This window comes from Rhizobium hidalgonense (assembly GCF_005862185.2).
In the GTDB taxonomy this organism is placed as follows: domain Bacteria; phylum Pseudomonadota; class Alphaproteobacteria; order Rhizobiales; family Rhizobiaceae; genus Rhizobium; species Rhizobium hidalgonense.
In genome coordinates this window covers 729,097-748,226 of record NZ_CP054028.1, presented here as the reverse complement: position 1 = coordinate 748,226, position 19,130 = coordinate 729,097, and the positions used below count along the sequence as shown (strand labels likewise).

The 19,130-nt window shown below is 60.2% G+C and carries 20 protein-coding genes; 14 read left to right on the top strand and 6 right to left on the bottom strand.

Features of this window, described 5'->3' with window-relative positions; translation table 11 throughout:
- Positions 1 to 48: 48 nt before the first annotated feature.
- From tssC to tssA, 3 genes are all read right to left on the bottom strand, one after another.
- Complete coding sequence (tssC, locus tag FFM81_RS24765; RefSeq protein ID WP_025418632.1) at positions 49 to 1,530, bottom strand: type VI secretion system contractile sheath large subunit; 1,482 nt, start codon at positions 1,528 to 1,530, stop codon at positions 49 to 51.
- 129 nt (positions 1,531 to 1,659) lie between these two features.
- Positions 1,660 to 2,184: a type VI secretion system contractile sheath small subunit gene (tssB, locus tag FFM81_RS24760; RefSeq protein WP_138386061.1), complete on the bottom strand. Its 525-nt coding sequence runs from the start codon at positions 2,182 to 2,184 to the stop codon at positions 1,660 to 1,662.
- A gap of 76 nt (positions 2,185 to 2,260) precedes the next feature.
- Positions 2,261 to 3,325, bottom strand: coding sequence for a type VI secretion system protein TssA (tssA, locus tag FFM81_RS24755; protein WP_138386084.1), 1,065 nt, complete (start codon positions 3,323 to 3,325; stop codon positions 2,261 to 2,263).
- A 229-nt stretch (positions 3,326 to 3,554) separates the two neighbouring features.
- On the opposite strand from tssA, the gene tssH reads away from it, so the two are divergent.
- From tssH to FFM81_RS33255, 13 genes are all read left to right on the top strand, one after another.
- Positions 3,555 to 6,317, top strand: coding sequence for a type VI secretion system ATPase TssH (gene tssH / locus FFM81_RS24750; RefSeq protein ID WP_138386062.1), 2,763 nt, complete (start codon positions 3,555 to 3,557; stop codon positions 6,315 to 6,317).
- A gap of 41 nt (positions 6,318 to 6,358) precedes the next feature.
- Positions 6,359 to 6,835 carry an Hcp family type VI secretion system effector gene (locus FFM81_RS24745; protein WP_003575677.1) on the top strand — a complete coding sequence of 159 codons (477 nt, stop codon included), beginning with the start codon at positions 6,359 to 6,361 and terminating at the stop codon, positions 6,833 to 6,835.
- Between the two features lie 77 nt (positions 6,836 to 6,912).
- Positions 6,913 to 7,506: a hypothetical protein gene (locus tag FFM81_RS24740; protein ID WP_025418635.1), complete on the top strand. Its 594-nt coding sequence runs from the start codon at positions 6,913 to 6,915 to the stop codon at positions 7,504 to 7,506.
- 13 nt (positions 7,507 to 7,519) lie between these two features.
- The gene (gene tssI, locus FFM81_RS24735; protein WP_003568761.1) at positions 7,520 to 9,991 is read left to right on the top strand and encodes a type VI secretion system tip protein TssI/VgrG; all 2,472 of its coding nucleotides are present in this window, start codon (positions 7,520 to 7,522) and stop codon (positions 9,989 to 9,991) included.
- Positions 9,992 to 10,068: 77 nt separating this feature from the next.
- Complete coding sequence (locus FFM81_RS24730) at positions 10,069 to 10,953, top strand: DUF4123 domain-containing protein (RefSeq protein ID WP_246401340.1); 885 nt, start codon at positions 10,069 to 10,071, stop codon at positions 10,951 to 10,953.
- A complete protein-coding gene (locus FFM81_RS24725; protein WP_025418636.1) occupies positions 10,950 to 11,804 on the top strand; it encodes a polymorphic toxin type 15 domain-containing protein in 855 nt (284 codons plus the stop codon). Before FFM81_RS24730 ends, FFM81_RS24725 begins: the two co-directional genes overlap by 4 nt.
- A gap of 27 nt (positions 11,805 to 11,831) precedes the next feature.
- Positions 11,832 to 12,509: a GAD-like domain-containing protein gene (locus tag FFM81_RS24720; RefSeq protein ID WP_003568764.1), complete on the top strand. Its 678-nt coding sequence runs from the start codon at positions 11,832 to 11,834 to the stop codon at positions 12,507 to 12,509.
- Positions 12,510 to 12,593: 84 nt separating this feature from the next.
- A complete protein-coding gene (locus FFM81_RS24715; protein ID WP_041686676.1) occupies positions 12,594 to 12,896 on the top strand; it encodes a PAAR domain-containing protein in 303 nt (100 codons plus the stop codon).
- Between the two features lie 135 nt (positions 12,897 to 13,031).
- Positions 13,032 to 13,190 (top strand): GAD-like domain-containing protein, encoded by a 159-nt coding sequence (locus FFM81_RS24710; RefSeq protein ID WP_245295460.1) that lies wholly within the window; start codon positions 13,032 to 13,034, stop codon positions 13,188 to 13,190.
- Between the two features lie 11 nt (positions 13,191 to 13,201).
- Positions 13,202 to 13,867, top strand: coding sequence for a GAD-like domain-containing protein (locus tag FFM81_RS24705; protein ID WP_025418637.1), 666 nt, complete (start codon positions 13,202 to 13,204; stop codon positions 13,865 to 13,867).
- A gap of 81 nt (positions 13,868 to 13,948) precedes the next feature.
- Positions 13,949 to 14,251, top strand: a complete 303-nt coding sequence (locus FFM81_RS24700; RefSeq protein WP_138386064.1) for a PAAR domain-containing protein — start codon at positions 13,949 to 13,951, stop codon at positions 14,249 to 14,251.
- A 49-nt stretch (positions 14,252 to 14,300) separates the two neighbouring features.
- The gene (locus FFM81_RS24695; RefSeq protein ID WP_246401336.1) at positions 14,301 to 14,768 is read left to right on the top strand and encodes a GAD-like domain-containing protein; all 468 of its coding nucleotides are present in this window, start codon (positions 14,301 to 14,303) and stop codon (positions 14,766 to 14,768) included.
- Positions 14,674 to 14,988 carry a T6SS immunity protein Tdi1 domain-containing protein gene (locus tag FFM81_RS33255; protein ID WP_343073725.1) on the top strand — a complete coding sequence of 105 codons (315 nt, stop codon included), beginning with the start codon at positions 14,674 to 14,676 and terminating at the stop codon, positions 14,986 to 14,988. The genes FFM81_RS24695 and FFM81_RS33255 overlap by 95 nt, the downstream gene beginning before the upstream one ends.
- Positions 14,989 to 15,278: 290 nt before the next feature.
- Here the strand turns inward: FFM81_RS33255 and FFM81_RS24690 are convergent, their stop codons facing one another.
- Positions 15,279 to 15,626, bottom strand: coding sequence for a DUF488 domain-containing protein (locus FFM81_RS24690; protein ID WP_025418639.1), 348 nt, complete (start codon positions 15,624 to 15,626; stop codon positions 15,279 to 15,281).
- Positions 15,627 to 15,870: 244 nt separating this feature from the next.
- Here FFM81_RS24690 and FFM81_RS24685 point away from each other — a divergent pair, with 244 nt between their 5' ends.
- Entirely contained in the window at positions 15,871 to 16,764 is an 894-nt protein-coding gene (locus tag FFM81_RS24685) for a PA3715 family protein (RefSeq protein WP_245456621.1), read from the top strand.
- A gap of 113 nt (positions 16,765 to 16,877) precedes the next feature.
- On the opposite strand, the gene FFM81_RS24680 is transcribed toward FFM81_RS24685, so the two are convergent.
- Both FFM81_RS24680 and FFM81_RS24675 read right to left on the bottom strand, forming a co-directional pair.
- A complete protein-coding gene (locus FFM81_RS24680; RefSeq protein ID WP_138386065.1) occupies positions 16,878 to 18,323 on the bottom strand; it encodes an aldehyde dehydrogenase in 1,446 nt (481 codons plus the stop codon).
- A 21-nt stretch (positions 18,324 to 18,344) separates the two neighbouring features.
- Complete coding sequence (locus tag FFM81_RS24675; RefSeq protein WP_138386066.1) at positions 18,345 to 19,130, bottom strand: coniferyl-alcohol dehydrogenase; 786 nt, start codon at positions 19,128 to 19,130, stop codon at positions 18,345 to 18,347.

The following is a 19,130-nucleotide window of genomic DNA, read 5'->3' as shown; positions in this document are numbered from 1 at the left end:
AGCACCGGTGCGCGGCAGAAATTTCGCCACGCACCAGCCCTGGTTTCGTCAGTTCTTCGACGGAATCCTGGCGACCATGCGCAACGAGGTGGTCAATTCTTCCATCTGCAGCCACGGACGCATCCAGGCGACGGCGTTGTAGGCGCCCGGCCTGCCAGGGATTTCCTGCACGGTGACTTTCGCCTCGCGCAGCGGATATTTCGCCCGCGATTCCTCGCCGGCATCGTCATTGGCGTTGACATAGTTGGAGATCCAGCGATTGAGCCAGGCCTCGCAATCTTCCGCCTCCATGAAGGAGCCGATCTTGTCGCGGCCCATCACCTTGAGGTAATGCGCAAAGCGCGAGGTCGCCATCATATAGGGCAGGCGGGCGGAAACGGCCGCATTGGCGGTTGCCTCGGGCCGGTCGTAGAGCTTCGGCCTGTGCGCGGTCTGCGCCCCGAAGAACACGGCATAGTCGGTATTTTTGTAGTGGCAGAGCGGAAGGAAGCCGAGCTTGCCGAGTTCGGCATCGCGGCGATCGGTGATGCCGACCTCCGTCGGGCACTTCAGGTCCAGATCGCCGTCGTCGCTGGAGAAGATGTGCATCGGCAGGCCTTCGACCTTGCCGCCGTTCTCCGCGCCGCGAATGGCGGTGCACCAGCCGTTCTTGGCGAAGGCTTCGGTCAGCCGAGTGCCCATCACATAGGCGGCGTTCATCCAGCAATAGGAGCCGTGCGGCAGCTCGCCGCTCTTGGAGCCGCCGGTTTCGTCGAAGTTGAATTCCTCGATCGGGCTGGTCTTCGGGCCGTAGGGCATGCGGGCCAGCACGCGCGGCATGGCGAGCGTCACGAAGCGGGAATCATCGCTCTCGCGCAGGCTCCGCCACTTGGCGTATTCGACGGTCTCGAAGATCTTTTCGAGATCGCGGGGTTTTGCCAGCCCGCGGAAATCTTCAAAGCCGAACATGCGGGGGCTGGCAGCGGAGATGAACGGGGCGAAAGCAGCAGCGGCGATCATCGAAACGCCCTGCAGAAGCTGGACGTCATCGAAGGAATTGTCGAATTCGTAATCGCCGATCAGTGCACCCATCGGTTCGCCGCCAGGCGTGCCGAATTCGTCTTCATAGACCGACTTGAAAAGTCTGGACTGATCGAATTCCACCGCTTTTGCCAGATCCTTGGCGACATCGCGCTTGGATGCGTTGAGCACGCGGATCTTCAGATTGGCGCTGGTCTCGCTATTCTTGACGAGATAGTTCAAGCCGCGCCAGGCGCCTTCGAGCTTGGTGAACTCCGGCGACTGCATGATTGCCGCGAGCTGGCTTGAGATCGCCTTGTCGATCTCGGCAATGGCATTGTTCAGGGTGATCGTCAGATTGCGATCATAGGTGACGGTGCCCTTCAGGGCCTGGTCGGTGAGGGTGCGCAGAAGATCCTGCGCACGGTCGGGCTCGGTCTGGCGGGTTGCCGCAACGACCTTGGAGAGCAGGTCCTCATCAGGAGCGAACCCGGCCTCTTCCTTTGTCTGCAATTGCGTTTCAGCAGTCATCAATCGATCCTTTTTTGCGAAAGCGGCGACCCTTTGGGGATTGAGGGGTTTCCTTCGAAAGGGGCCGCTGCCGGACAACGATTCTTCATGAATTCACGCGGGCCGCGTTCGGCCGGCGAACCCAAACACTCAGTTCAACGCGTCCTTCGCCGCTTCGGCTTTGCCGCCGCCAAGTTCCGCCACTAGCTGCGAGAGATCGGCCTTGTTCTGCAGGATGTCTTCCAGCAGGCGCTCGAGTTCTTCGGAGCGGTCCGCCTTGCTCATCAGATCGCGCAGCTGGTTGCGGGCGTTGAGTAGGGCCTTCAGCGCCGGCACCTGATCGACGACCGCGCCGGGTTCGAAATCGGCCATGCTTTCGAATTTCAGCGAAACCGGAAGCTCGGTTCCGCTTTTCTCAAGCGTGTTCTCGACCGACAGGGTGAGGCCCGGCGTCATGCGCCGCATGACGTCGTCGAAGTTGTCGCGGTCGATCTGCACGAATTTGCGCTCGCCGAAAGCCTTGAGCGGCTGCGTGGGATTGCCGGAGAAATCGCCGAGCACGCCGACGACGAAAGGCAGCTCCTTCACCACCATCGCGCCTTCGGTTTCCACTTCATATTTGATATGGACCCGCGGCTTGCGAACCCGTTCCAGTTTCTCATGCACACTTGCCATCGAGATTCTCCTTCTCATCGGCGGGTTGCGAATTGAGATGCTTCGGCGTTCGGCCGGAAAGCCCGGCCGCGCGCCGCTAGCCTCCCTTGTCGGTGACGGGCTGAATGCCGGCTGCCGTCAGCACGGCATTGCGTGTGTGCTGTTCGGGCAGGAGCTCGGCAAGAAGCTCGGAGAAATCCATGCGGCCGCGACGCACCAGCGTCTCGATCGACATGGAGATCGGTGAATGGGGCTCCGTGCGGCGGAAATAGCGCGCAACCGCGATCAGAAGTTCGAAGGCCTCTTCGCGCGAACGGATCGTCTCAGCGCCGGCAGGCCGCATGCGAATGGCCTCCGCGCCGTCGGTCTCGCCTGCCGGCGATGGCTGCAGCCCCTGCGATACAGGCGCTTCGGACGCGGTTGCGGAGGCTTCGATGCCGGCGAGTAACCGGATTGCAGTCGCGGCCTCTTGCAAAACATTGCGTGTATTCGAACTCGGCGGCGCCTGGTCGCCGCAGTGTTGGTCAAGTATTTCGACCATGCGGTCGAAAGCGGCGATGCACTCGGTCAGCACGCCGAGATAGGCTGACATTTGCGCGACACCGGCTTCTGCGGCCGCCTGCTGCAATTCTTCGCGCCGTTCGGCCTCGTTCGGCCGCTGCGAAAGCTGAAAATCCCAAAGCGAATGATGAGCGAACTTCCCGTCCGGGATCAACGATGTCAAACGAATAGCCTGGATCAGAGTTCCCTCGCCGCCGACACCGTTGAGGCCCGCGAAAGGTGCGAACCGTTCCTCGAAATCGCCGTCCCCGATTGAATGCAAGGCGTCGAACTGCTGGTCTAAAAGCGACACGGTTGCGACGTAAACATCTCGCAATCCTGAGAAGCCGCGCAACCGCAGCTGCGCCTCTGCTAACCAGGCCAATACTTCGATATCCTTGCTACGGGAAGAAAGGATTTGCAATCCAAGATTGTTAACATCGTGCCAGGCAGGTGCAATCCCAATAACATCACCCGGGGAAATACTACGTTCGGCTGTACGGGCAGCGTTTCTCGCGTCCTTAATTCTATAGTATATTTCACGAGACAAAGTATTGATTCGCACATTTTCTCCGCACGGTCGATCATTTCCAAATGTATCTGTAATCTCGTGGACGTTCACGCGGTTAAATACATCAAAAATCAGAGCATACTGCAGAGAGACGGCATTTTGGTCGGCCTGTATTGGCTTGTCAACCATCTCCGGATGATGACGAATTTATGACGACTTTCGATATGCTCATTTTTCAAAATAGAGTAGTTTTTCTTCTGGACAAGGGTTTATGAGCGCCCTAGTTGTTCTTTGCGTCTGGAAAGCGCGCTGAATTTCGACATAAAAACAGGACTTGCGAATGTCCCATATCGATCTCAATCGTATGATAAGAACGCTTGAGCCCAATTTACGTGTCGGTCTTGAGACAGCGGCTTCGCTTGCCGTGCGCCATCAGCACGGCGTTGTGGACATCGCCCATTGGCTGCGCTCCCTTCTTGATATTGCGAAGTTTTCGGCCGTTTTCGAAGAGCTAGGTGTGTCCTCCGCGGCGCTGAGGACGGAGCTCGACGCGGCCATCGCCGACATCCCGCGAGAGGATGGCGCTGCGCTGGCGCTCTCGCCCAACCTGCTTGCCCTTGGCCGGGAATCATTTCTGGTTGCATCGCTGCAATGCGGGCGCAATATCGTGCTTCTCGCCGATCTGCTTGCCGCGTTGCTGAACGATCCGGCATTGCGCGCCCTAATCCGCGGCATCGCTCCGTCGCTGCGCAACCTCGACAGAGCGATGCTCGACAGGTTGCTGGAGACGGCAGCGCCCGGTCCAGCAGAACAGCTTTCCGTGGCCGCCACGCCGGCCGGAGACAACGAGTTCCTGCGGCTCTACACCCGCGACATGACCGCGGACGCCCGCGCCGGCCGCACCGACCCGGTCATCGGCCGCGATCGCGAGCTACGGCAGGTGATCGATATCCTGATGCGCCGGCGGCAGAACAATCCGATCCTCGTCGGTGAGGCGGGCGTCGGCAAGACTGCGGTCGCCGAAGCACTGGCGCTGGATATCGCCGGCGGCAATGTGCCGTCCCGGCTGAAGGACGTGAAGCTGCTGCTCCTGGATCTCAGCTTGCTGCAGGCAGGCGCCGGCGTCAAAGGCGAGTTCGAAAGGCGGCTGCATGGTGTCGTCGATGCGGTGAAGACCTCGCCGCAACCGATCATTCTGTTCATCGATGAGGCGCATGGGCTGATCGGCGCTGGCGGACAGGCAGGGCAGGGCGATGCCGCCAATATCTTGAAGCCGGCTTTGGCGCGGGGCGAATTGAGGACGATCGCGGCGACGACCTGGGGCGAATACAAACGTTTCATCGAAAAGGACGCGGCCCTGACCCGTCGCTTCCAGACCGTGCATGTCCGTGAACCGGACGAAGAAGCTGCGATCCGCATGCTGCGCGGCGTTGCGGAAGGCCTGAAAACCCATCACAAGGTCCGCATCCGCGACGAGGCGATTGTCGCCGCCGTCCGGCTCTCGGCGCGATATCTGCCGGACCGGCAGCTTCCCGACAAGGCAATCAGCCTGATCGACACGGCTGCCGCCGCCGTTGCGCTGGCACGCCAGACGACGCCGGAGGCGCTGAAGCTGCTGACCGACGAGCGCGATCTTCTGGAAACCGAGGCGAACTGGCTCGCCCGCGAACCGGAGACGCCGGAAAAGAACGATCGGCTTGGCGAGATCGCCGGCAAACAGCAGGAGATCGTCTTCGAGATCGAGGCGCTGCGGTCGAAATTCGACGAAGAAAACCGGCTCGTCCGTGAGGCCGACCGGCTGGAGGAGTTCTTCTCGCCCGACGACGCCGTCGTTCCACTGGCGCCGGCCGAGCACGCAGGCGACGGCACGAATGTGGCGCCTTTTCCATCGCAGGCTATGACTGCCGAGAGCGCACGCGCGGCACTGGCGGTGACGGAGCGGAGTCTCGCGGCCGTGGCGGATCAAACACCCCTGCTGCCGCGCGTCGTCGACAAGGAGATCGTTGCCGCCGTCGTTGCCCGCTGGACCGGAATCCCCCTGGGCAAGCTGCTCGCCGACCAGATCGAGACCGTCAAGACGCTCGATATCAGGCTGAAGGAGAGGGTGCTCGGCCAGGACGCGGCGATCGAGCGGATCGCTTCGGCCATGCGGGCGGCCCGCGCCGGGCTGTCCGATCCGCGCCGGCCGCCGGCCGTCTTCCTGCTGGTCGGCATGTCCGGCACCGGCAAGACCGAAACCGCGCTTTCGCTCGCCGAGATGCTCTATGGCGGCAGCCGCTACCTCACGACCATCAACATGTCCGAGTTCAAGGAGGAGCATAAGATTTCCATGCTGCTCGGCTCGCCCCCCGGTTATGTCGGCTACGGCGAAGGCGGCGTGCTGACGGAAGCGGTACGGCGCAGGCCCTATGGCGTGCTGCTGCTCGACGAGATCGACAAGGCGCATCCGGGCGTTCAGCAAATCTTCTATCAGGTGTTCGACAAGGGAACGCTGCGCGATGGCGAAGGCCGGGACATCGATTTCAAGAACACCACCATCGTCATGACGGCGAATACCGGCTCGGAGATGATCGCCGCGCTTTCCGCCGATCCCGAGACGATGCCGGAACCGGACGCACTCGAAGCGCTGCTGCTGCCGGAATTGCAGAAGCATTTCAAGCCGGCCTTCCTTGGCCGCACGACGGTGCTGCCCTTCATGCCGCTCGGAACCGACACGCTGTCGGGCATCGTCGATATCCAGATCGGCCGCATCCGCGAACGGGTTGCCGCCACTTACGGGACGACGCTTTCACTGTCGCCGGAAGCCCGCGACGCGCTGATTTCGCGCGCCCGCACCAGCGAGATGGGCGCCCGCGCGATCGAGGTGATGATCGCGCGCGACCTCTTGCCCGATCTTTCGACATTTTTCCTCGATGCCGTGGCAGCGGGCAAGAAAATTACGGGGATTGCCATCGGATATGATGGCCACCGCTTCGGCCTCGATGCCGAAGAGGCTGCCCCTCAGGAATTCGACACGCCGGGGGAAAACCGGTTGTCGGATGAAGTAACCCCGAGCCGCAAGCGCACTCGGGGAGCAGGAAGAAGAAAGGCAACTACGCCTTAGACGCAACGAGGCACTCAACCGCCAACAGGAGAGCTGACAGCATGCCGATTTATCTTCAGATCGACGGTATCCAAGGGGATGCTACCCACGAGCAGCATCGCAAGTGGATGGATATCGAAGCCATTCACTGGAACGTCGCCCGCAACATGAACACCTCCGCTGGTTCGGCGGCAAACCGCGAAGCTTCCGAGCCGACCGTTTCGGAAGTGATCCTCACCAAGGTCAGCGACTCCTCGTCGACCAAGCTTTTCCAGGAGGCCTGCTCGGGCCGCACCGGCAAGCGCTCCGTCATCCATCTGGTCACGACGGGCAATCCCGGCGACACCTATATCGAGTATTCGCTCGAGAACACGCTGATCGCCAGCTACTCGATCGATTCCAACGGTGACCGACCGGTCGAGACGATCAAGCTGAACTTCACCAAGATGGAAGTGAAGTACACGCCCTACGACGACAAGCACTCGCCGCAGTCGCCGATGATCGCCTCTTACGATCTCGCGACCACCAAGGCCGCCTGATAACCGACCGGAACGGGCGCCAATCAGATGGCGCCCGTTCTCTCCATCCTCGTCGCGAGCTGAAGGAAGTCTTTCCCATGGGCGGATTGGCCATCGATAATGTGAAACTGACGAACTACCATCTCATCGTCGAGGAAGTGTTCGACGAAAGCGTTTTCGGCATGGTCGCGCCCAGCATCAAGATCAAGGGCGTCAAAGGGGTCGGAACCAGCCATCTTCAGGTGATGCGGAGCGTCTATACGATCGCCATCGGCGAAGACGTCTATTTCAAAGGCCGCAAACTGCAGGGCTCGCCGGGCGCACGTGAGCTGCTTTCGGAATTCTTCGAATCGGGGACGCAATTGACGACCCGTCCGAACGGCCGCACGACGGTCATGCACCGTTATCTCGGCAAGAAGAACATCTTCACGGCCAAGGCGCTGGAGCATTACAAGGCCTCGGTCACGCTGAATTTCCTTCCCATCTACGGCGAGGATCCGGCCCCGACCCGTCTGCTCTACGGCAATCCCGCGGTCACCTTCATCCAGAAGACCGGGGAGCGGCCGATGGCCGCCGCTTATTTCAACGGCAACAACAATCGATTGGAATTGCTGCATTATTTTGATCGCCGCACCCTTGTCGATGGCTTTCTGAAGCGCTTCTCGGAAGCATCCGCCGCGGCCGCAGGCTGAGAGGTCCTCATCGATGAACGATATGTCGTCCGCCGCGGACTTCGTCCAGGCGAACCGTATTCTGAAGATCGTCTCGCCGCTCGGCGAGGACCAGCTTCTGCCCGAGCGGGTAACGATTGAGGAAGGTATTTCCTCGCTCTTCGAGATCAAGCTTTCGGCCCGCGCCAAGAAACCGTCCGTCAAGCCGGAGGAACTGATCGGCAGGCTGATGGATGTCTCCGTCGAGGTGAGCCAGGGCGATGGCGAGGGCGGCGTGCGCCGGCCGTTCAACGGCCTGGTGACCGAACTCAACGAGGGGCCGCCGATCACCCGCGGCCTCCGCTCCTATTCCATGGTGCTCAGGCCGCAGATGTGGCTGCTGTCGCGCCGCTCCGACTGCCGCATCTGGATGGACAAGACCTCGGTCGATATCGTCGAGACGCTGTTTTCCGAGCACGGCATCCCGGCGCCGGACACCTCGGGCGTCATTACGCCACCGCCGCCGCAGCATTATTCGGTGCAATGGAACGAAACCGACCTTGCCTTCCTCACCCGCCGCTTCGAGGAGGACGGCCTGTTTTACTGGTTCTCGCACGAGGACGGCAAACACAAGCTGCATGTCGCCGATAGCGCCCGGTCCTGGCTCGGCCCGTCGCCCTCGGCGCAGGGCGAGGGGCAGGTCCGCCTGGCGCAGGGCTCGGCCGACCGCAACCACATTACCGAGTGGAGCCGGCGCTATTCCTATGTGCCCGGCCAGCGGGCAGGTGCCGACTGGAATTTCGAGACGCCGCGCATGGTGCCGGGCACCATGACCCCGTCGCTGGTGCAGATGCCGGAGGCGACCAAGCGCGAACTCTACGAATATCCGGCCCGCATTTCTTCCGTCGCTGAGGCGGAGCGGGCGGAAAAACTCAGGATGCAGGCGTCGGAAGCCGATCACGACCGCGTCTTCGGCGGCTCGACATCGCGCATCCTGGAGGCAGGACGCCGCTTCACCCCCTATGAAGTCGCCCATCCCGACCATGCCTATGAGGAGCATGTCGTGGTCAAGGCGGCCCACACCGTCGTCGACCGTTCCTACGAGACCAACAGCAACGAGCCGGAATACACCAACACCTTCGAGGCAGTGCCCTCACGGGTGTCGATGACGCCGCATCGCGAGACCAAGCGGCCGCGGATCGAAGGCACCCAGGTAGCGATCGTCGCCGGCCCTTCAGGCGAGGAGATCCATCCCGACCAGTACGGCCGCATCAAGCTGTGGTTCCCCTGGGACCGCAAGGCGAAGAAGGACGGTTCCGACACCTGCTGGGTGCGTGTCAGCCAGGTCTGGGGCGGTGGCACCTGGGGCGCCCAGGTCATTCCGCGCATCGGCATGGAAGTGATGGTCGCCTTCGTCGACGGCGACCCCGACCGGCCGCTGGTGACAGGCGTGGTGCCGAACCCCGCCAATACGGTCCCCTACGACTTGCCGGCCAACAAGACACGCATGGTCATGCGTTCGAACACCCATAAGGGCACCGGCTTCAACGAAATGACCTTCGAGGACGAGGCCGGCCAGGAGAACATGTTCTTCCACGCCCAGAAGGACCAGACGACGCGGGTGCTGAACGACCGCACCAAACGCGTCGACCGCCACGAAGTCTCGGCCATCGGCGCCAATCGGACGGTCGAAGTCGGCGGCAACCAGAAACACGAAGTCGGCGGCTCGATGAACACCGTCGTCGGCGGCACCGGGCCGATGGCGATGGCGCTGATGGGGGCGGTGCAGGGAATGGCGGGCCAGACAGCGGGCCTTCTTTCGCAGGCCGGGCAGATCGCCGGAGGTGGCGGGCCGGGCCTCGCCGCTTTTGCCGGCACGCTTGCTTCCTCGGCGCTTGGCTTCCTGAGCATCGGTGGCCTCGGCAACCGTGAAGGTGTCGTTTCCGGTCCCAGCCCGCGCTCCGACGCGGGCACGGCTCTTGCCAGCTCTGGTACAGGTGTCGGGGCAGACGCTTCAAGCCTGTTCCCGCTTTCAGGCATCATGAACACGATTGTCGGCTCCTTTCAGTCGACCAGCGTTGGCGTGGCGAAGGCCGAGCAGATTGGCGTGAGCAAGGTAACGAATATCGGCCAGACGGAGATGATCAACGTCGGCAAGCAGCAGAACCTGACGATCGGCAAGGTACAGAGCGTCACGATCGGCGAGGAACAGAATACCAATATCGGAAAAGCCCAGGGCACGGTCGTCGGCGAGAAGATCACCGTCAATGTCGGCAAGCTTTACGGCCTTGTGGCGGGTGAAAAATATCGCGGAGAATCGAAAGTCTGGGAAGTCTTCGCGGAAGACAAGATCTTCTTGTCCGCTCCCGGCGGCTACATCGAAATCAATAAGACCGGCATCCGCCTCTATGCATTGAAGATCGATATCGAAGGCAATCAAATCAACTTCAAGAAAGGCGGTCCCGGGCAGGAGCCGTCTTGCCTGCGGCAGATGTCGAAGTCGTCCACCCCGTTTGTAAGGATGTGATGATGGAAGCAACCCCAGTAATCGATCTACCGGACATCGCCGAATCCACTCGAGTCCTGAGGCAGACTGTCGATGAGATGAGCGGACCCGTCACTGTCGTGCTGGATGGGGGCGCCTTTGACGACCTCCCGACCGCATTGGCCTCCGAAGCAATTTCCTGCCGCTCGCTGTTTCTGGAGGGAATACCCCTCGATTTTCGTCGCGCAGGGCCGTGGATGACCGAGCTTTCGTCGGCATCGATGCGGTCACATGTCGACTGGCTTGATACGCATCACAATTGCGCAGTCTATTGGTCGTGCCCCGAAGGACCGGACACGCTCTACCGCCACCTCAGGACGCTGAACGAGGTCATGATCCCGCGCGAAGACGGCGAGGACAGGCAACAGGGCGCGGCGCAAAAGCAGCGCTATGAGAGGGTTCTCTTTCGCCATTGGGATCCCAACGTCCTCGGCGCGGTGCTGCCGATCCTGACGAGATCGCAATTCGCCCGGTTTCTAGGGCCGGCAGATGGCGTCGTTTTCAACGGGCCGGATTATGGGGGCGTCCGGCGGGCGCGCAAGGCCGACAACATGCCGGATTCGGCGATCGGCCCGCTCCGGTTGGAGCCGGACCAGATGGAGAGACTAAAGGCCGCCATGCTGCATTCATCGCGGCTGCGGATTGCGCGTTACCTCAAGAAGAATACACCGCCTCATTTTTCGGGCGTGGATGACGACTTCGTGTGGGGAGCCACACTGGCGAGCGAAAGAACGGCCGACGAGCTTGGGATTCGGACCGAGCGAGGACGCGCGCGTTGGGCATATGTAATGGTCGTCTCCGACGGCAAAGCGGCGGATCTTCCGGAAGTGCGAAGCTTCATCCAGGAAAAGGGAGCCTCGCCTGACGCTCGGGTCAAGGAACTGATCGGCCACACGGTTGACGCGCTCCGTTTCGGTAATGCCTTCAACGGGGCGGCGTCATGACCTCAGCGGTAGCGGAAACTGTAGGCCAGTACGGCGGTCAAATCGCAGGCGGCGCTTTAGGCAGCGTCATTGGAGGCTTTCTCGGTGGGCCGGTTGGGGCCTGGATCGGTCGCGCGGTCGGGGCCAGAGTCGGTGGCATGGCAGGCCGCGCGGCAGCGGGAGCCATCGCGAACTACATGGAAGGTGCTAACGAAGCAGCCGAGACCGAGACCAAAGAGCAAGAAGCCGCCAAGCCCTGCGTAGACTGTGGAGAGATTGATTGCTTCAAGCCACCGAAAGGATCGACGGACGACCAGATCACGGAATTCAAGCGCCAACTCAAAGAGCAGCAGGACGCTATCAACGAGATTCCGCCGGATACGCTCCTTAAAAATATGGACACTTATGAGAAAATCGGCCGAGGCGCCGAGGAGGCCGTGGATCGGGCGACCGCGCGGAATAATTGGCTTGATAACAAGACGGCTGATCTTGTCGAAGAGGGCCTCGACGAGACGGCTGCAAGGGCCGCAGCCCAAAAAGAGCTGAGGACGATGGATGTTATTCATACGCCCGACCTGTCAACCGGTGGAACTGGAAAAATTTCTGAACATAATGGTGGGCTGGGGCCGAGGTCGACGAACAGATCGATTGGCTCACAATGGTCCAAGACGGGTGATACATCGGAGAAGACACGACTGGAACAACTCAAACAACATGCGGAAAAAGCTAAAGAAAGGGGAGAAGGCATGAACGCGGACTTGAAAATCTGTAACGAAGAAGGATCTTCCGAGTCAGAAAATCCGTCTGCGGCTCCGAATTCCCCGTCCGGTGTTAAACCCGGTCAATCGACCGGCTCAGTGCCGATGTCATGAGCACCCCTTAACTGCGCAGGAAGATAAATGGAACAATACAGCGACAGATTGAACTCGGTTGTTGACAAGTTCTCCGGCGGCAATGTCGAAGAGACTGTTGCTCTCAAGATAGATCACTCTTCCTATGAAGGGCGAATCCCGCAGGGCGTTTTTGATCTATGGGAGAAGGTGGGGGCAGGTCCGTTTTTCGACGGATACTTTCAGTTATGTGCTCCGCAGGCGTATCGGGGCATTATAAACCAGGTTTTCGACGGCGACTCACAAATAGCTCCGGCTCAAACTCATGCTGTCGGTTTCAGTGCATTCGGTGAGATCATTGCATGGAACGAGCAATTTCGCGATGTCAGAATAAATCTGGTTAGTGGTCAGATAGCCTGCCGGTCGATGTTCAATCCCAAACCTCATATTGATCCAAGTGTGACCATCTTGAGTCGTTTGCTGCTGGCGGATGACCCGTCCTTCGACGTTCTCGGCACCGATGGAAAGGGGCTTTTCAAATCTGCAAAACTGAAACTTGGAAAATTGCAAGCTGGCCACATCTATGGTTTCACACCCATTCTCGCCCTCGGTGGTAATCGGGCTGCCGAGAGTATCAAGATTTATGAAGCTCTTCCGCACATGGCGATCCTGGCCCAGGCGCACCACATGCATCTCGTGGATAACTCGGTATTTCCCCCGAAGCTTGTTAGAACAATTGGCAGTTGATGTGAGCCAATCTCCTGCTGCGAGACGGTGTCATTGGCAGGAGTGACAGTATTTTAAGCGCTTTCGAAGACGAGGAGTCTGACGATGGTTGGCCGTCCGGTCACGCTCAAAGGCCATATGCATGTCTGCCCGATGGTCGATCCGGGCCCGCGGCCGCATGTTGGAGGTCCGGTGTCTTCGACATCCCAAACTTTCGTCTGCGTCGAAGGCGTGCCAATCGCAACGGTGGGAGACAAGTGCACATGCACGGGCGTTCCGACGACAGCCGGCATTACCAGCGGATCGTCCGTTGCCAAGATTGGCGGTGAGAAGATCGCCCGATTTGGTGATGCCTGCGAGCATGGGGGCCGGCTAATTCAGGGAGTTCCGTGGCTTGCATTTGAATAGCTTGCTGCGGTGCTCGTGCAAGTCTGGGCCGCTTTTCGGAGCGTAAAACCTTGACTTCAAACTACAATATCTTCGAGATCAAGTGGTTCGACGGCCCGCCCGAGCGGAACCGAGATAGAGGCCTACCGCGGCAAGTTGCCGGACTTTCTGCTCCGTTTCTGGGCAGATCATGGCTGGTGCAGCTGGTCCAACGGTCAGTATTGGCTTTGCGATCCATCCTTGCCCAAGCCGGTACTGGACTATGTCTTTCGTGGCGATCCGGAGCTCGACCCTGAGTGCATTTATCGGTTCTAAGTGGAGGCACCGTGAAGGATTATCAGGTAAGGCTTGCTTCAATCATCAAGGATTTCGGTGCTCCGCAGGGTGGGGACACGGCCATCGATGTGGAGCGCTACCGCGGCAGGGTTCCCGATGCGGTGATCGAGTTCTGGCAGCAGAATGGTATCGGTACCGTTCTCGACGGCTATTTCCAGTTCTGCGATCCTGGCCGATATAGCGGCATCCTGAAGCTCGTGTTCGGTGGTGATCCCGATATCCATGCCGAGCAAACACATGCTCTGGGCTTCGGCGCATTTGGAACGATCGTCGCATGGAATGAAGTTCATCAAGACGTGACCATCGATCTCGTGAAAGGGCAGGTGTCATGTCCGGCGCTTGTCAACGGCAAGAGATACGACCCCAATCTTGCTGTTACCACCCAGTTAATGCTGCTCGACGATCCGACCTTCGACGAATACGACGCCCACGCTAAGAAGCTATTCAAGCCGGCGCGTTCGAAGCTCGGCAAGCTCGGCGTAGGGCAGATCTACGGGTTCAGGCCGATCCTCGCGCTCGGCGGGAACAGGGCTCTGGCCAGCCTGACGATCTACGAAGCGTTGCCGCATATGGCGATTTTGGCGCAGGCGCATGAGCTGCAATTGATGGACAATGCTCCTTTCCCGCCGCAACCGATGCGCGTGATCGAACGTTGATGCCAGACGCCCGTTTGCGCACGTCGGAAGCCACAGGACTATGTGGGCCGGTTTGCCGGTACAATGAAGAGGAACTCCAGAATGGTCGGCCGTCCGGTCACACTCAAAGGCCATATGCATGTTTGCCCGATGGTCGATCCCGGCCCGCGGCCGCATGTTGGAGGTCCGGTGTCTTCGACATCCCAATCTTTCGTTTGCGTCGAAGGCGTGCCGATCGCAACGGTGGGAGACACGTGCACATGCACGGGTGTTCCGACGACAGCCGGCATTACCAGCGGATCGTCTGTTGCCAAGATCGGCGGCCAGAAGATCGCCCGCTTTGGTGATGCCTGCGAGCATGGCGGCCGGCTAATTCAGGGAGTTCAGTGGCTTACATTTGAATAGCTTGCTGCGGTGCTCGTGCAAGCCTGGGCCGCTTTTCGGAGCGTAAAACTTGCCTTCAAACTACAATATCTTCGAGATCAAGTGGTTCGACGAGTTCCTCTCGGCTTATAAGATCGACAATATCACCCGCCCGAGCGGAGCCGAGATAGAGGCCTACCGCGGCAAGTTGCCGGACTTTGTTCTCAGGTTCTGGGCAGATCATGGCTGGTGCAGCTGGTCCAACGGTCAGCATTGGCTTTGCGATCCATCCTTGCCCAAGCCGGTACTGGACTATGTCTCTTGTGGCGATCCGGAGCTTGATCCCGCAAAGATGTATGCCTTCGGCTACACCGCCTTCGGGGAAATCGATATCTGGAATGGCGACGCTATGATCAGGTTGCACCTCCTGATGAACAAGGTGAGCGTCGATCCTCGTGGGTATAATGAGGAAAACCAGCGTGAATGGACCGACGAAGTTATGCTGGGCCTGTGTTTTTCAGGGCGCTTCTCACCGGCCACGCCCCCTGTGGGAAGATGAAAATCGGAAAAACATGATGCCTCAGGCTTTCGAAACTCTCGGACCTCTGACATGGGGCCAAATTTACGGTTTTGCGCCTGCACTTAATCTAGGCGGCCGCAATATATTGAAGAAGCTTCAGAAGATGCCATTGGTCGAGCATCTGGTCTTTTTGGCTTCCGTGGAACCGCCGACATTGTACGATTACACGCCTCCTGCCGATGGGGAAGGCGGCTTCTGAACGGTGATCCCACGCCGGACGATCGGGTCACGGTAGCGCTACGGCGTCCAGCCAGCGAGCACAAGAACTCGCGCGCAGCGGTTGCCCGATGATGCGTGTTAATCTCGTTGTCAATTAGGAGCCGATATGTCTGCGATACCTCGGTGCCCCCTTACAGGAAATACTGGATGAATTCGGACCGCTCAAAGACGGTATAGCGGCTTCTGCTTCGCAGGCCGCGGGCTATCGCGGGAAGCTGCCTGACGCGATGGTTGATTTCTGGGTTGAGCATGGTCGCGGTCACCGACCTGTCAATCTTTGCCGAGGAAGCGCTGAAGCACGATAGCGTGATTGTGGTGCAGGTCTTTCGCGCCGTAGAGAAGTGTCGCGTCCGATGGTCCGATCTGGCGTTTCAGCTCCTCGACGGCGGACGGGTTCTTTTCCAGCTCGTCCCGATACCGGCGTTGGAACTCGGTCCATTTGGCGGGATCATGGCCAAACCAACGGCGCAGCGCCGGACTTGGCGCTTTATCTTTCATCCAGATATCGACTGCCGCATCCTGATTGCTCAACCCGCGCGGCCATAGCCGGTCGACGAGGATGCGCGTGCCGTCCTTGTCGTCTTTCGGCTCGTAGATTCGTTTGAGGTGCAAGGACATTCGCTCAGCCGACATAAGTTCGAAAGCCAATCTAGACGAATACGCGTGACAGGGTTTTGGTTCCAGGCTCGAGCCGGCAGCTCGATCTGGTGCGTGACACAGGTAGCCATCGCACTCAATTTAGGAATATAGGTTGTCGGTCGGCCACAGATGAACGCCTCCGATTGCTGTAGCATTGTCGCGGCCAACGGATGTTGTTCGGTCCTTGGCCGCTGATATTTTTCGATTCTCCCGATATTGCCAAATGTCACGTTTCGAATATGCCTGTGGCTTTTCGGAGGGAATTGCATTGACGCAGCTTTCCAACGCACGCGCTTCATTCTTCGAACTGATCGTTCTGATCGGACTCGGCGTTGCTGTCAGCGCTCCAGCGGCATCGGCGGGCCAGAACGAATGCGCCGGCCGCGCCTCAGACATCATCCGTCTTGCCTATCCGGGTGCCAACAAGGCCGACGACGCTTTTCTGTTTGGGGGCGCAACCATCACATTGCCGACTGACGACAATGTCGAGGCCCATCCGCGTCGGGTGATTTGCCGGATTTGGCCAGCTCAACCGCAACTGACGCTTGTTGCTGTCCCATTGATGACAGAGCAGTCGGACTCGGAAAACGAGGGTGACATCGAACTGCTCGTGGTCGACAGCACCAATCTTCATGTAAAGCAGCGCCTGCGTCTTCAGGGACTTATGTCCGACGATGCCATTCATGTAGAAAGCGTCGCCTTCGATACCGCACGTTATCAACTCGCCCCTGGGAAAACGGCTTTTGGATTGCGTGTTACGCGGGAAGGTAGTTCGCGCGCCAATCCATTCGGCGAAACGACCTTATGGCTCTTTTCGGCCGACGCTGACGGGCTGAAGCCGGTTCTCGACAATATAGTCGTCAGCGAGAACCACGGAGAATGGGATACCGCCTGTGCCGGTGAGTTCAATGAAACCACGCGCACGCTTTCAATGGGTTCACAAGCAAAAGGCGTGTTTGCCGATATCGTCGTAACCGAAAAAACGACCACTTCCGTCGCCACGGTCGGAAAGGATGGTGGCTGCCAGAGCGAAGACAAAACGACGATTGGCAATCACCGGCTGCGTTACGACGGATCGAAATATGCCGTTCCCAAAGATCTCAAGCGCGATGAGTAAGAGGATGTTGGTCCAGGCTGGTGATGGCCGCAATGATCGGGCTAAAACTGCGATAGAGCGCCGCGTATCCGACAGGACGCTCTATTGCTTGAATTGGCGCGATCTGTCCTTCGTCAGAAGGGATAATGCTGGGCGGAATCCTCGACCGTGATCCAACGCAGGTCGGTAAATTCGGCGATCGCCGCCTTGCCGCCGAAGCGGCCGTAGCCGCTGCCCTTGACGCCGCCGAAGGGCATTTGTGCCTCGTCATGCAGCGTTGGGCCATTGATATGGCAGATGCCGGATTCGATGCGCGCGGCAACCGCCATTGCCCGCTGAATGTTGCGGCTGAAAACCGCCGACGACAGGCCGTATTCGGTGTCGTTGGCGATGCGGATGGCTTCTTCCTCACCGGAGACGCGAATGATCGGCTTGACCGGGCCGAAGGATTCTTCCGCATAGACGCGCATCTCGGGGGTGACGTGATCGAGCAGCGTCGCCTCGACGACGGTGCCGGAGCGCTTGCCGCCGGCCACGAGTTTGGCACCCTTGGCCGTGGCATCGGCAATCAGCTCCTCCATTTTTTTGGCCGCGTCGAGGCTGACCAGCGAGCCGAGAACGACATGGCCACGCGGGTCGCCGGCCGGCAGCTGGCTGGCGCGGGCGGCCAGTTTGGCGACGAACTGATCGGCGATCGCCGTGTCGACGATGATCCGCTCGGTCGACATGCAGATCTGGCCCTGGTGCATGAAGGCGCCGAAAATGGCGGCATTGACGGCGCCGTCGATATCGGCATCGTCGAGAATGACCAGCGGCGCCTTGCCGCCGAGCTCGAGCAACGCGGGTTTCAGATATTTGCCGCAGGTCTCGGCGATGATCTTGCCGACCTTGGTCGAGCCGGTGAAGTTGACGCGCCTGACGGCGGGATGGGCGATGAGTGCTGTAACGATCTCCGGCGCGTCCTCCGGGGCATTGGTGAGAACATTGATGACGCCGGCCGGTAGCCCCGCTTCGGTCAGCACTGTCGCGATCAGCCGGTGGGTGCCCGGGCATTGTTCGGATGCCTTGAGGATGACGGTGTTGCCGCAGGCGATCGGCATGGCGATGGCGCGGGTGGCGAGGATGACGGGCGCATTCCACGGGGCAATCGCCAAGCAGACACCGGCCGCCTGGCGAACGCCCATGGAAAGCGAGCCGGGCTTGTCGGACGGGATGATTTCGCCTGAAATCTGCGTCGTCATCGCGCCCGCCTCGCGCAGGATGTTGGCGGCGAGCATGACGTTGAAGCCGGCCCAGGGCGCGGTGGCGCCGGTCTCCTCGATCATCAGCCGGGTAAACTCGGCCACTTTCGAATCCATGATATCGGCGGCCTTCATCAGGATGGCGCGGCGCTGGCCGGGCCCGGTTTTCGACCAGGCGCCGAAGGCGGCGGAAGCGGCGTCGACGGCCGCAGTGACATCCTCAAGGCTCGCGGCGGCGGCTCGGCTCGCAAGCTTCTCGGTGAAGGGGTCGATCCGGTCATAGGTCCGGCCGCTGGAGGCTGCCCGGTCGGCGCCGTTTATAAGCAGGGAAATATTCATCGTGGGTCTCCTGGGAAAGAACTAGAAGCCGAGAACGTCGGCATTGACAGAGGCTTCAAGGCCGCCGTCGGCGGCAAGATTGGCACCGTTGATCCAGCGTCCGCCGTCCGAGCAGAGGAAGAGCACGGCGGGCGCAATATCGGCTGATGTGCCGGCACGGCCGACACGGGTGATGTCGCTGTCGACCCGGGCGTCGCCGAGCACGGCGCGGAACTGTTTCAGGATCGGCGTTTCCACTGGCCCGGGGCTCACCGCATTGACGCGGATGCCGCGGTCCTTGAACAGCGGCTGGTGGGCGGCGCGCATGGTCCAGAGCAGCAGCAGTTCCTTGGAGAGCGGATAACCTTGCTCGTCCTTGAGGCCGTGTTCGGCGACAACGGCCGCGACATCCGGAAAGCCGTCGATCGAGGTCAGCGATTTGGCCCGCTCGAGATTGGCGCGCCAGCCGTAACCGGCGATCGAGGCGACGTTGACGATGGCGCCGCCTTCGCGCAGGCGGGGTGCCACGGCTTCCGACAGCGCGCGCAGCCCGTAGAAATTGACGGCGAGCGTCGAGACGACGCCGGTATTGCCGGAAAGGCCGGCGACATTGGCAAGTGCGTCGAGGCGCATTGGCAACTGCGCGACGATTTCGGCAACGCCCGATGGCGTGGAGAGATCGCCCTTGATGAAGGCGGCACTTCCGCCCGCCGGTTCGCGCACATCGACACCGATGACCTCGGCCCCCATCTGGCCGGCCAGTTCCGCCGTTCGGGCGCCGATGCCGGAGGCGACGCCGGTCACCAGGATTGTTTTACCAAAAAGCAT

Excerpts from the sequence above, each read along its gene's own strand:
- tssH (WP_138386062.1), top strand. The coding sequence starts at position 3,555 with ATGTCCCATATCGATCTCAATCGTATGATAAGAACGCTTGAGCCCAAT.
- FFM81_RS24745 (WP_003575677.1), top strand. The coding sequence starts at position 6,359 with ATGCCGATTTATCTTCAGATCGACGGTATCCAAGGGGATGCTACCCAC.
- FFM81_RS24730 (WP_246401340.1), top strand. The coding sequence starts at position 10,069 with ATGAGCGGACCCGTCACTGTCGTGCTGGATGGGGGCGCCTTTGACGAC.
- tssI (WP_003568761.1), top strand. The coding sequence starts at position 7,520 with ATGAACGATATGTCGTCCGCCGCGGACTTCGTCCAGGCGAACCGTATT.
- FFM81_RS24740 (WP_025418635.1), top strand. The coding sequence starts at position 6,913 with ATGGGCGGATTGGCCATCGATAATGTGAAACTGACGAACTACCATCTC.
- FFM81_RS24685 (WP_245456621.1), top strand. The coding sequence starts at position 15,871 with ATGTCACGTTTCGAATATGCCTGTGGCTTTTCGGAGGGAATTGCATTG.
- FFM81_RS24720 (WP_003568764.1), top strand. The coding sequence starts at position 11,832 with ATGGAACAATACAGCGACAGATTGAACTCGGTTGTTGACAAGTTCTCC.
- FFM81_RS33255 (WP_343073725.1), top strand. The coding sequence starts at position 14,674 with ATGAGGAAAACCAGCGTGAATGGACCGACGAAGTTATGCTGGGCCTGT.
- FFM81_RS24675 (WP_138386066.1), bottom strand. The coding sequence starts at position 19,130 with ATGCTTTTTGGTAAAACAATCCTGGTGACCGGCGTCGCCTCCGGCATC.
- tssB (WP_138386061.1), bottom strand. The coding sequence starts at position 2,184 with ATGGCAAGTGTGCATGAGAAACTGGAACGGGTTCGCAAGCCGCGGGTC.
- tssC (WP_025418632.1), bottom strand. The coding sequence starts at position 1,530 with ATGACTGCTGAAACGCAATTGCAGACAAAGGAAGAGGCCGGGTTCGCT.
- FFM81_RS24700 (WP_138386064.1), top strand. The coding sequence starts at position 13,949 with ATGGTCGGCCGTCCGGTCACACTCAAAGGCCATATGCATGTTTGCCCG.
- FFM81_RS24680 (WP_138386065.1), bottom strand. The coding sequence starts at position 18,323 with ATGAATATTTCCCTGCTTATAAACGGCGCCGACCGGGCAGCCTCCAGC.
- FFM81_RS24715 (WP_041686676.1), top strand. The coding sequence starts at position 12,594 with ATGGTTGGCCGTCCGGTCACGCTCAAAGGCCATATGCATGTCTGCCCG.
- FFM81_RS24690 (WP_025418639.1), bottom strand. The coding sequence starts at position 15,626 with ATGTCCTTGCACCTCAAACGAATCTACGAGCCGAAAGACGACAAGGAC.
- FFM81_RS24725 (WP_025418636.1), top strand. The coding sequence starts at position 10,950 with ATGACCTCAGCGGTAGCGGAAACTGTAGGCCAGTACGGCGGTCAAATC.